The organism is Pseudomonas sp. CAU 1711, assembly GCF_039888625.1.
In the GTDB taxonomy this organism is placed as follows: domain Bacteria; phylum Pseudomonadota; class Gammaproteobacteria; order Pseudomonadales; family Pseudomonadaceae; genus Aquipseudomonas.
The window spans coordinates 202,089-214,050 of record NZ_JBDQQT010000008.1 but is presented as its reverse complement, the minus strand read 5'-3'; the positions used below and the strand labels follow the sequence as shown (position 1 = coordinate 214,050).

8 protein-coding genes are annotated in these 11,962 nt (G+C 65.3%); 5 read left to right on the top strand and 3 right to left on the bottom strand.

All coding sequences use genetic code 11. The features are described from left to right. The first annotated feature begins 258 nt into the window (after positions 1–258). Positions 259–2,565: an MlaD family protein gene (locus AAFN46_RS11470; RefSeq protein ID WP_347808819.1), complete on the top strand. Its 2,307-nt coding sequence runs from the start codon at positions 259–261 to the stop codon at positions 2,563–2,565. Positions 2,566–2,626: 61 nt separating this feature from the next. On the opposite strand, the gene mksF is transcribed toward AAFN46_RS11470, so the two are convergent. From mksF to mksB, 3 genes are all read right to left on the bottom strand, one after another. Continuing rightward, positions 2,627–5,446, bottom strand: a complete 2,820-nt coding sequence (mksF, locus tag AAFN46_RS11465) for an Mks condensin complex protein MksF (protein WP_347808818.1) — start codon at positions 5,444–5,446, stop codon at positions 2,627–2,629. Next, a complete protein-coding gene (mksE, locus tag AAFN46_RS11460) occupies positions 5,443–6,156 on the bottom strand; it encodes an Mks condensin complex protein MksE (RefSeq protein ID WP_347808817.1) in 714 nt (237 codons plus the stop codon). Before mksE ends, mksF begins: the two co-directional genes overlap by 4 nt. Before the next feature lie 129 nt (positions 6,157–6,285). Further along, entirely contained in the window at positions 6,286–7,527 is a 1,242-nt protein-coding gene (gene mksB, locus AAFN46_RS11455; RefSeq protein ID WP_347808816.1) for an Mks condensin complex protein MksB, read from the bottom strand. Positions 7,528–7,760: 233 nt separating this feature from the next. Between mksB and AAFN46_RS11450 the strand changes: the two genes are divergently transcribed. The 4 genes from AAFN46_RS11450 to rimI all read left to right on the top strand — a co-directional run bounded on the left by AAFN46_RS11450 (position 7,761) and on the right by rimI (position 11,937). Next, complete coding sequence (locus AAFN46_RS11450) at positions 7,761–8,858, top strand: carboxynorspermidine decarboxylase (RefSeq protein WP_347808815.1); 1,098 nt, start codon at positions 7,761–7,763, stop codon at positions 8,856–8,858. A gap of 32 nt (positions 8,859–8,890) precedes the next feature. After that, entirely contained in the window at positions 8,891–10,135 is a 1,245-nt protein-coding gene (locus tag AAFN46_RS11445; protein ID WP_347808814.1) for a saccharopine dehydrogenase family protein, read from the top strand. Positions 10,136–10,693: 558 nt separating this feature from the next. After that, the gene (locus tag AAFN46_RS11440) at positions 10,694–11,488 is read left to right on the top strand and encodes an energy transducer TonB (protein ID WP_347808813.1); all 795 of its coding nucleotides are present in this window, start codon (positions 10,694–10,696) and stop codon (positions 11,486–11,488) included. Continuing rightward, positions 11,485–11,937 (top strand): ribosomal protein S18-alanine N-acetyltransferase, encoded by a 453-nt coding sequence (gene rimI / locus AAFN46_RS11435; protein ID WP_347808812.1) that lies wholly within the window; start codon positions 11,485–11,487, stop codon positions 11,935–11,937. The genes AAFN46_RS11440 and rimI overlap by 4 nt, the downstream gene beginning before the upstream one ends. The last annotated feature ends 25 nt before the right edge of the window (positions 11,938–11,962 follow it).

Here is an 11,962-nt window from a genome sequence, read left to right as displayed (position 1 = left end):
AACTCAGCAGTGAAACGACGCATCGCCGATGGTAGTGTGGGGCTTCCCCATGTGAGAGTAGGTCATCGTCAAGCTCCTATCCCCAAACCCCCAGTCGAGACATCGGCTGGGGGTTTGGCTTTTGCGCGCGGGAAAAGCGACGAGCAGGCTAGTGCGCTATGCGTTAGGCTTGCGCCAGCCCTGTTGTCAGCCAGTGAGACTAAAAGCGGCTAACGAGACGCCTCCAGGCCTGCACTCTGGAAAATGGAGCCTTCCTGCATGACCGAGCTAAGTTCAGCGAAGACCCGCCGTACCACCAACTGGTCTGCCATCTGGATACTGCCGTTGATCGCCCTATTGATCGGTGGCTGGCTGGCCTGGCGGGCCTACGCGCAAGCGGGTATCGAGATTCAGATCTTTTTCCCGTCGGGGGATGGCATCCAGGTCAACAAGACCGAGGTCATCTACAAGGGCATGTCGATAGGCAAGGTGATCGGCATGGAGCTGGACGATCAGGGACAGCAGCGCGGCGTCAGGGTCACTCTGGAGATGGACAAGCGGGTCGAGCTGCATCTGCGCAGCAACACGCGCTTCTGGCTGGTCAAACCCAGCGTTTCCCTGGCTGGCATCACAGGCCTCGAGACCCTGGTCTCGGGCAATTACATCACCGCCAGCCCCGGGGATGGGGAACCGACTCGCAAGTTCGTTGCGCTGACCGAGGCGCCGCCACTGGCCGATAGCGTGCCCGGCCTGCATCTGACCCTCAAGGCCGAGCGCTTGGGGTCTCTCAATCGCGACAGCCCGGTGTTCTACAAGCAGATCCAGGTCGGCCGGGTGAAGAGTTACCAACTGGCCGAAGACCAGAGCACGGTGGAGGTCAAGGTCTTCATCCAGCCCGAGTTCGCCGGCCTGGTGCGCAAGCACACGCGCTTCTGGAATGCCAGTGGTGTGTTCATCGATGCCGGGCTGTCGGGGGTCAAGGTTCGCACGGAGTCGCTCACCAGCATAGTGGCCGGCGGCATAGCCTTCGCCACGCCGGAGCACCGCAAGGACAGTCCCCCCACCGATCCGGCCCTTCCTTTCCGCCTGTATGAAGACTTCGATGCCGCCCAGGCCGGCATCAAGGTGGCGCTCAAGCTGGCGGATTATGAAGGTGTCGATCCGGGCCGCACCCCTGTCATGTACAAGGGGGTGCGTGTGGGCACCCTGAAGACCATCAAGGTGGCCGAGGATCTCAACTCGGCTTCGGTCGAGCTCACCCTCGATCCGCGCACCGAGGACTATCTGACCGAGGGTGCCGAGTTCTGGATGGTCAAGCCCTCGATCTCCCTGGCGGGCATCACCGGGCTTGAGGCGCTGGTCAAGGGTAACTACATCGCCATCAAGCCAGGCCCCAAGGGCGGCACGGCGCTGCGCGACTTCGTCGCGCGGGCCAAGGCGCCGCCGCTGGATGTCGATGCGCCGGGGCTGCATCTGGTGCTATTCGCCGACAACCTGGGCTCCCTCGAGGTCGGCAGCCCGATTCTCTACCGTCAGGTCCGGGTCGGTTCGATTCAGAGTTACCAGTTCTCCCGGGATCGCAAGCGGGTGGTGCTGGGAGCTCATATCGAGCCGGAGTACGCCAGTCTGGTGAACAGTTCCACGCGCTTCTGGAACGCCAGTGGAATCACCCTCAAGGGCGGCATCTCCTCCGGGATAGAGGTCAAGAGCGAGTCGCTGCAGACCCTGCTGGCCGGAGGCGTGACTTTCGAAACGCCTAATCCCAAGGCATCGGTTACGCGCAAGGTGCAGCGCTTCACCCTGCATTCGAGTCGGGAGGCGGCGGTGCAGGAGGGGGTGGCGATCCAGATTCGGGTGCTCAGCGGGGATGGCATCAATCCGGGCACTGCGATTCGCTACAAGGGCATAGAGGTCGGTAAGGTGGAGAGCGTCGAGCTGACCGACGATCTGCAGGCCGTGCTGCTCAACGCTCGCATCGTCAAGGCGAGCGGGCGTATCGCCAGCGTCGGCAGCGAGTTCTGGGTGGTCAAGCCGGAGCTCGGTCTGATTCGTACCGCGAACCTCGACACGTTGGTCAGCGGCCAGTATCTGGAGGTTTTGCCGGCGCCCAAGGCTGGCAAACAGCAGCTCTATTTCGAGGCGCGCAAGCAGGCCCCGAGCCTCGAGGTGCGCGAGGACGGGCTGCGCCTGGTCCTCAGCACGCTGCGCCGGGGCTCGATCAAGCCCGGCGTGCTGGTGAGCTATCGCGAGGTGCCGGTGGGCAAGGTCACCGACTTCGAGCTGGGGCCGACTTCCGACCGGGTGCTGATCCATGTGTTGATCGAGCCGCGCTATGCGCCCCTGGTGCGCTCCGGAACGCGCTTCTGGAATGCCAGCGGCATAGGTGTGGAGGCGGGGCTGTTCAAGGGCGTGAAGGTGCGCACCGAGTCCCTGGAGGCACTGCTGGAGGGCGGCATCGCCTTCGCCACGCCGAACAATCCGGAGATGGGCGGGCCGGCCCAGCCGGGGCAGACCTTTGCCCTGCACGATGAGCCCCAAGAGCTCTGGCTGCACTGGGCGCCGAAGATTGCGTTGGAGAACAAGTAGCCAGCTCGGGCAAGCAAAGTGACAAGGGCCGCATTAGCGGCCCTTTTCGTTTACCTGAAACTCAGGCCGGCTCGGCTTCCTCGACCGAGGCCGTGCGCGTCTCGCGACGCTTGATGAACTTCCAGTCCGCTTCGTCGATGTAGATGCCGTTCGGCCCGCTGCCGCCTTCCAGGTCGATGGCCACGTGGGCCGAGACCTGCGGCTTCACCGAGGCGAGGATCGGCACGAAGCCCAGCTGCAGGCTGGTCTCGATCAGTGCCTGCTGGTTGCGCTCGTCGATATCCGCCGCCTCATCCAGGTAATACGGCAGACGGACCTTGCCGGCCTGCTCGCGGTCCATCAGGTGCAGCAGCAGGTACATGTTGGTCAGTGCCTTGATGGTCATGGTGGTGCCGTTGCTTGCTGCGCCATCGATGTCGGTGTGCATCACCGGTTGACCACCGACCTTGGTGATCTCGAAGGCCAGCTCGAACAGGTCCTTGAGGCCCAACTGGTTGCCGTTGGCGGCGACCAGGCGCGACAGGTAGTCCTTGGCCTCTTCGTTCCTGGCGTCCTGTTCGGCCGACTGCGACAGGTCGAACACCGACAGGGTCTCGCCTTCCTCGTACTGGCCGGCGCTGTGGATGATCTGGTCGATGTGCTTGAGCGCGTCGCGGTTGGGCGCCAGGACGATGCGGAAGCTCGAAAGGTTGGAGACCTGGCGCTTGTTGATCTCGCGGTTGAACAGCGCCAGCTGGTGTTCCAGGTTGTCGTAGTCGCTGCGGATGTTGCGCAGGGTGCGGGCAATATCGGTGACCGCCGCTCGTCTGGCCTTCGCTAGAGTGAGGGCCTCGTCCTGGCGATGCGCATAGGCGTTGACCAGCAGCTGCAGGCGGCGCTCCGGGTCTTCCTCGCTGTCGAACTTGGCCACGCCCTTGAGACGCACCTGGGCGTACAGTGCGTCGATCTGGCCGTCGATGCGCTGCAGCGCCTGCCAGGTGTCCTGATAGTCGTTGAGTAGTGGCAGCAGGTTGTCCAGCGAGTCGTCCACCGGCTCAAGGAAGGGCGTGCCGAATGGCAGGTCGGCCGGCAGCAACTGGCGACGGCGCAGGGCGTCTTCCAGGGTGCGTTCCTTGGCTTCCAGATCGGCCAGTTGGCGGCCGATCAGCTGCAGCTTGGCGGACAGCTGCTGCACGCGCTCGGCGAAGGCGTCGGCGGCGCGCTTGAGTTCGTCCTGCGCCGCTTCGGCCTGGGCCAGCTGTTCCAGCTTGGTAGGCTCCTCGACCGAGAGGGTCTGGCACTTGCGGAAATCTTCCAGGGCCTTCTGTGCATCCAGCACGGCCTGGTACAGCTGCTCGGCCTGGGCCTTGCTCGCCGCGCGGTCGCCCGCCACCGCCTGCTGGGTCTTGAGCTGCTTGAGCTCGCGTTCCAGGCGATCCTTCTGGTCGCGCAGGGCTGCGCGGTCGGCCAGGGCCTGCAGGGCCGGCGGCTCGATGTGCGAGAGGTCGATGGACAGGCCCGGCACGGCGAAGGTGTCGCCTTTGAAGCGATCCAGCACCGCCTCGACGGCCTTGACCCAATCCTCGCCCTCGGCCTGGATGCCTTTCTCGCCGAGCGGCAGGCTGAACAGCTGGCCATTGAACAGGCGCATCAGGCGATCGACGTCGGCCTGGCTGAACTCCTCGCGCAGGCGCGAGTAGCTGTTGTTGTCGGCGTGATCGAGCTGCTGCCTGACCGACTTCAGGCGCTTCTCCAGATCGCGCACGCGCTCGTCGAGGTCCTCGCTGGAGAACTGACGTGACTGGGCCAGGGCGCCGGCCAGTTCGTCGTGGGCGTCCTTGGCGGCGAGCAGCTGCTCTTCCAGTACCTTGGCATCCGTGACCAGGGCGAAGCGGTTCTTCAGCACCGCCAGCTCGCCGAGCCAGCGCTGGATCTCGCTGATCTCGCGCTCCAGGCGCATCAGTTCGGCGGTGCCGCCGCGCTGTTCGTTCTGCAGGCCGTCCTGCTCGCGCCTGTAGTGTTCGGCCTGGATCACCAGCTCTTCCTTGCGCGCATCGGCGTAGTCGTGCCAGGTGCCGAGAAGATTATCCAGCAGCGGCGAGAGGCGATGCAGCTTGCCGCGCAGCACTTCGCGCTGGGCCACGCCACCGGACAGCGCCTCGACCAACGGGCCGGCAGCGACCAGCGCCTGGTAGTCCTGCTCCATGCGGCGCACATCGCGGAAGGCCTCTTCGGTGGCGGCGATATAGTCGACGCTGCCCGAACGCAGGCTGTGTTCGAAGGCATCGAGGAACAGCTGCTTCAACTTCGCAGCGGTGATCTCGCGCATATGCAGCAGGTTGATAAACAGCGCGCGGAAGGTCTTCAGGCTCTGCTCGCTGGTGGAGCGCAGCGGGATGAGGCACAGGTCCAGCGGGATGCTGGTATGCCCGCCGACCAGCAGGCGACGCAGTTCCTCGGGCTTGAGCTCATAGGGGGTGATGCCGGCCTGGCCGAGGTTCTTGAACAGCTCGCGTTGGCGCAGGCACACGCCGTCCTGCTGGTAATGCTGCAGGTCCAGCTCGCCCTGGTAGGCGAAGAACTGGTGGCCGAAGCCGCCGCCCGGGCCGCGCCCGGCCACGCCGATCACGTGCGGGCCGTGGGGCAGGGCGACCTCGACCAGGATGTAGCTGGTGTCGGAAGCGAAGTAGAACTTGCGCGACTGCTCCAGGCTGTACTTGCCGAAGCTCATGTCGGACATGCGCGCCAGGATCGGGAACTGCAGCGCGTTGATCGACGCCGACTTGCCCAGGTTGTTGGCGCCATACACCGACAGCGGGTTCTCCAGCGGGAAGATGCCGAGGCTGTAGCCGGCGGTGTTCATCAGGGCAAAGCGGCGGATGCCGTAGCGTTCCTGGCTCATGCGTCGATCTCCTGGGCTTCACGTTCCTCGGCCATGGCGCGGGCCAGGGCGTCTTCCTCGGACTCTTCTGCAGTGGCGGCGACGGGCTCGGCCGGCGGCTCGATGCGCACGATCTCATCCTCGGCCTCGTCCACCACCAGTTCCGGCGTCGGCAGCGGCAGGTTGCTGTGCAGGCTGGCCGCCAGGTCGCGGTCCTGCTGCACCGACAGGCACACGTCGAGGAAGCGGTGCATCGGCGCGAGGAAGCGATACACGCCGTTTTCTTCAATGGCGAAGCCGAGCTGGGTCAGGCGGCGCATGACTTTTTCCTCCAGCTCCTCAACGCTGATCACTTCGGCCTGGAGGAACAGGTCCTTGTACTTGTCCAGCAGCGGCGGCAGCTCGTCGCGGCCCAGGCTGCCGCCATCGAGCACGGCCAGCGGGTCGCGGCCCTGGTCGGCCAGGTGCTCGACCAGGATGAAGGTGAACAGCGCCAGGCGCTGGGCGGTCTTGTTGACCTGCGCGCCCATCTGCTCGGGGACGAAGTAATAGAAGCCGCGGCTGTCGCAGACCAGTTCGTAGCCGAGCGACTTGAACAGCGCGCGGTAGGCGTCCTGCTGGGCGCTGAGCTGGGTGTACAGCTCGGGGGCGGCGCGGCTGATGTGGTAGCCCTTGAACAGCTCGCGGAAGATCGGGGCGAGCTGGGTGAGTTCTTTCAGATCGATGTTCATGCGGTCACTCGCAGGTGCGACTCCCCTCTGCCGTCGGGAGAGGGGCTGGGGGTGAGGGACTTCGAGGCGGGCGGCTGGCCCTCACCCCGGCCCTCTCCCAGGGGGAGAGGGAGGCAAGCGGTGTGGAGCTCAGGCATGGGGGCGGCCCACCAGGGCATAGGAGCTCAGGCTGACCTGGTGCTCGCGGGTGAGGTAGTCGCGGCGCTCGAGGCGCTCGCGCTGGAAGCGGCTGTCGCGCGACAGGCGCGAGAACCAGTAGAGCAGCTCGTCGGTGGCGCCTTCCGGTTCCTGCTCCAGCAGCCAGGTCATCAGGTCCGGCAGCGGCAGGGCCTGCTCGCAGCGCTCGATCATCTCGCGCGCGGTGCGTGGCGCCTGCGGTGCGGCGCCCTTGCGGGTGCCGCTGGCCTTGGGGAACTGGTTGGGCTTGGGCTGGAAGCGCGCCAGGGCGTAGACGTAGCTTTCCACCTGGCTGGCGGTGCCGAGGAAGGTGCTCTGCGGGCGGCTGAACAGCGGCATCGAGGCCTGCGGCAGGGCGTCCAGGCCCTTCTTGCGGATCACCGACAGGGCCAGCGCGGCGCCACGGGTCACGGCGTTGTGCCGGCGCGCTTCCTCGCGCAGCGGCAACAGCAGCTCGCGGGCCTTGCGCAGGGTCAGCTGGGCGACGGTCTGCATTTCCAGGATGCGCGCGTGGGTGCGCAGCAGCAGGTCGTCGTCGACCAGCTGGCCGAGGCGCTGCTGCTCGCCGAGCAGCTTGAGCAGCACCTGCTCGACGCGGCGCACGCCCTGTTCGAAGGCGCCATCGGCGGAGACCAGCTGGATCATCGGTTCGACGTATTCGTCCCAGGTCGCCAGCACTTCGGCGTAGCGTTGGCGTAGCGGAATCTGCCGATCCGAGGTCTTGGCCCGCTCGGCCACGCCGACCAGGGCCTGTTCGTCGTTGCCTAGCTTCTTCAGTACGTCGCGCACGCGCATATCGAGCAGGCGCAGCTGGCGCGCCAGGTCGTTGCCGTCGCGCACTTCGAAGGCGTCCTGGATATAGCCGGCCAGGCGTTCCAGGTGGCGCAGGTAGGCCTCGATCTCCAGGCACAGGCCCAGGCGGTGCTCACGTCGCAGGTAGGCGAGGAAGTCGTGGATCTGCGCATTGAGCTCGAAGCGGTTGGGGCTCTTGGCCACCGGCACCAGGATGTCCAGGCGAATCCACTGGTCGAGCAGGGCGGTGATGTCGGCGGCAGAGCCTTCGGGCAGCTGCGTGCCGAGCTGGTTGCGCAGCTCGACCAGGCTCAGGGTGCCGGTGTCGAAACGCTCGCACAGCGGTTCGAGCAGCGTCCAGTGCTCGGCGAGGGCGCGCAGTACGCGCTTGGGATCGATCATCGCGAGGCCGTGATATCCGTCAAAAGGGGGCGATTGTAGCGTATCGATCCGGGGGCGATACCCGCGTCCGTCATGTCGCGGTCATGCCCCTGCGGCAGGCTGAAAATACGCCCCCATTGATCGAAAAATGCACACTGCTCTTTCGATATGCGCCGGTTGTCGGCACAATTCGCGTCCTCTTTTTCTTGGGGGGGCCAAAACCCTCCTTTGGTCGACCTTGCCGGGGCTACGAGATGATCAAGACGCCGTACTACTTCATCGACAAGCAGAAGCTGCTGGTCAATCTGGAGAAGATCGCCTACGTGCGCGAAAACTCCGGGGCCAAGGCGCTGCTCGCGCTCAAGTGCTTCGCCACCTGGTCGGTGTTCGACCTGATGCAGCAGTACATGGACGGCACCACGTCCTCCTCTTTATATGAGCTCAAGCTCGGCCGGCAGAAGTTCGCCGGCGAGACCCATGCCTACAGCGTGGCCTGGGCCGACGACGAGGTTGAGGAGATGGTCGCCAACTGCGACAAGATCATTTTCAACTCGATCGGCCAGTTGCAGCGTTTCGAGGCGCAAACCTCCGGCACCATCCGCGGCCTGCGGGTGAATCCGCAGGTGAGCAGCTCCGACTACCTGCTGGCCGACCCGGCGCGGCCGTTCAGCCGCCTGGGCGAGTGGGACCCGGAAAAAATTGCCGGTGTGATGGGCAAGATCAGCGGCTTCATGTTCCACAACAACTGCGAGAACGGCAGCTTCGAGCTGTTCGACAAGATGCTCGGCACCATCGAGGAGCGTTTCGCTCATCTGCTTGAGCGGGTCGAGTGGGTCAGCCTCGGCGGCGGCATCCACTTCACCGGCGAGGGCTATCCGCTGGATGCCTTCTGCGCGCGGCTGAAGGCCTTCTCCGAGAAGTACGGCGTGCAGGTTTACCTGGAGCCGGGCGAGGCGGCGATCACCATGAGTGCGTCGCTGGAGGTCACCGTGCTCGACACCCTGTACAACGGCAAGAATCTTGCGGTGGTCGACAGCTCGATCGAGGCGCACATGCTCGATCTGCTGATCTACCGCCTCAACGCCAAGATGGCGCCCAACGAAGGCGAGCACACCTACATGGTCTGCGGTAAGTCCTGCCTGGCCGGCGACATCTTCGGCGAGTACCAATTCGATCGTCCGCTGGCCATCGGCGATCGGCTGTCGTTCATCGACGCGGCAGGCTACACCATGGTCAAGAAGAACTGGTTCAACGGCCTGAAAATGCCGTCCATCGTGGTGAAGCAGCTCGACGGCAGCGTCGAGGTGGTTCGCGAATTTACCTTTGACGATTACCTCTCCAGCCTCTCCTGAGGCTGGTGTACGGGTAAAGGAGAGATAACGAATTGAAGAAGAACGTTCTTATCATTGGTGCAGGAGGTGTTGCCAAGGTGGTGGCCCATAAGTGCGCGCAACACAATGACGAGTTAGGTCGCATTGCAATTGCGTCGCGCAACATCTCCAAATGCCAGGCCATCATCGACAGCGTGCAGGCCAAAGGAAGCCTGAAGCAGCCCGCGGAAATCCGGGCCTACGCGCTGAATGCTCTGGACGTGGAAGCGACCAAGGCGCTGATCCGCGAGACCGAATCGCAGATCGTCATCAACGTTGGCTCGGCCTTCCTCAACATGTCCGTGCTGCGCGCCTGTATCGATACCGGCGTGGCTTATCTGGATACCGCGATTCACGAAGATCCGAGCAAGATCTGCGAAACCCCGCCGTGGTACGGCAACTACGAGTGGAAGCACCTGGCCGAATGCCAGGACAAGGGCATCACAGCGATTCTCGGCGTCGGCTTCGACCCGGGCGTGGTCAACGCCTATGCCGCTCTGGCGCAACAACAGTACTTCGACAAGATCGAGTCGATCGACATCCTCGACGTCAACGCCGGTTCGCACGGCAAGTACTTCGCCACCAATTTCGACCCGGAAATCAATTTCCGCGAATTCACCGGCACGGTCTGGAGCTGGCAGAACAGCCAGTGGACCGCCAACAGCATGTTCGAGGTCAAGCGCACCGACGACCTGCCCGTGGTGGGCGAGCAGAACCTGTACCTGACCGGCCACGATGAAGTGCACTCGCTGTCCAAGCATCTCGATGTGCCGAACGTGCGCTTCTGGATGAGCTTCGGCGACCACTACATCAACGTGTTCACCGTGCTGAAGAACCTCGGCCTGCTCTCCGAGCAGCCGGTGACCACCGCCGAAGGGCAGCAGGTTGTGCCGCTCAAGCTGGTCAAGGCCGTGCTGCCGGATCCGGCCTCGCTGGCCCCGGGCTACAGCGGCAAGACCTGCATCGGCGACCTGGTCAAAGGCACCAAAGACGGTAAGCAGACTGAGCTGTTCATCTACAACGTGGCCGACCACGAAGAGGCCTTCGCCGAGACCGACAGCCAGGGCATCTCCTACACCGCCGGCGTGCCGCCGGTCGCCGCTGCCCTGCTGGTGGCGCGTGGCGAGTGGGATGCGCAGCGCATGGTCAACGTCGAGGAGCTGCCGGCCGAGCCGTTCCTCAAGCTGCTTGATGTGATGGGCCTGCCCACCCGCATCAAGGACGAGCACGGCGACCGTCCCTGGGATCAGGCGCTCTGATCCGCCGAGCAAGGCCCGCCCCATGGCGGGCCTTGTGCATTCTGAGCCGTTCCCCTCCCCCTGCGGGAGAGGGGCAGGGGTGAGGGTGGCTGGAGCCACTCACCGCTTCCCCTCACCCCAGCCCTCTCCCAAGGGGAGAGGGGGAAGGTATTGTCCGCACCCTCTTCGTAGCCTGGATGCAATCCGGGAAGCCGGCAACTCCGCCCCAGATTTCATATGGACTAAGGTGCTAGATCCTTCCCCTCTCCCCTTGGGAGAGGGCCAGGGGCGAGGGTGTCTGGAGCCACTCGCCACTTTCCCTCACCCCAACCCTCTCCCGGCGGGAGAGGGGGGGTCAGTGCCGTCTGCACCCTCTTCGTAGCCCGAAGCCGGCAACTCCCCGGGCTACAACGCTTATCTCCCCTCGCCCGTGTACGGGAGGGGGGCGGGGGAGAGGGGCTTTGCTTTGGGCGGCTTTCCGCTCGCCGCGTTTCACGCGACAATGGCCGCCTTTGTGTCATCCCCGAGGCCCGAGCCTTTGAGCCGCATCCCCTTGACTCCGCGTCCGCAGGTTCGCTCTTGATCAGCGAGCTGCGCCGCCGTGCCTATCTGAGCGCCATGCAGGTGGCCAGCTGGCTGCCGCGTGTGGAGCTGCCCTTCGCCGCACCCTCGCGAGCCGAGCTGTTGCAGCCGCCCGAGCCGGAGCTGGAAGTCGCGCCTGTCGGTTCTGTTCCCGAGCCGGCCGCCGCGCCCGCTCCTGTGCAGCAGCCGGCGGCCCGCCCGGCCATCGAAGTGCCGCGCCCGACGTCGGCGGCCAAGGTGTTCGCCAAGCCCGAAGCCAAGCCCGAGCCGGAACAAGCGCCGGCCGTCGAGGCCAAGCCTGTCGCCCCGCCGCCACGCTTCGCCCTGCAGCTGTTGCGTGCCGGCGACTGCGCGCTGCTGGTCGAGCTGGCCACCGGCGAGCCGTTCCAGAGTCGCGACCCGTCCTACTTGCTGCTCAAGGACCTGCTGCGCGCCGCCGGCCTGCCGGATGCGCCGCAGCAGGTCGGCGACGGTTCGCCGATCCGCTGGCCGCTGCTGGCGCGCGGCAACATGGATCAGGGCCCGGACGCCGCCCGCGACTATGTGCAGGGCGTGCTGGCCGGGCAACTGGAGGCCGAGCCGTGCCGCTGCCTGTGGCTGATCGGCCTGCCCGCCGTGCGTTTCGCCGGCGAGGCGGACGAGGAGGCCTACTGCCGCGAGCTGCAGGTCGAGGGCCTGGGCGCCGCCTGGGCACTGCCGAGCCTGGAACTGCTGCAGGACGAGCCCGAGCGCAAGGCCGATGTCTGGCGTGCCATGCGCCGCATCATGCCGCGCTGGAAAGCATCCGTATGAACGGCGCCATCAGCTTCCGCCCGATGACCGAGGCGGACCTCGACCGCGTGGTGCAGATCGAGAACGCCGCCTTCAGCCATCCCTGGAGCCGCAGCCTGTTCGCCGACGGCCTCAAGTCCTACGACTGCTGGCTGATGTTCGACGGCGACGAGCAGATCGGCCATGGCATCATCCAGATCATTCTCGACGAGGCGCACCTGCTCAACATCACCGTGCGCCCGCAGAGCCAGGGCAAGGGCCTGGGCCTGCTGTTGCTGGAGCACCTGATGCGCCGCGCCTTGGAGCTCCAGGCTGGGGTGTGCTTTCTCGAAGTGCGTGCCAGCAACCAGAGCGCCTACCGCCTGTACGAGCGCTACGGCTTCAACGAAGTGGGCCGCCGCCGCGACTACTACCCGGCCGCAGGCGGGCGCGAGGACGCCCTGGTGATGGCCTGCACCCTGCTCGACTGAGCGCTACCGACACTGAACCGAGCGA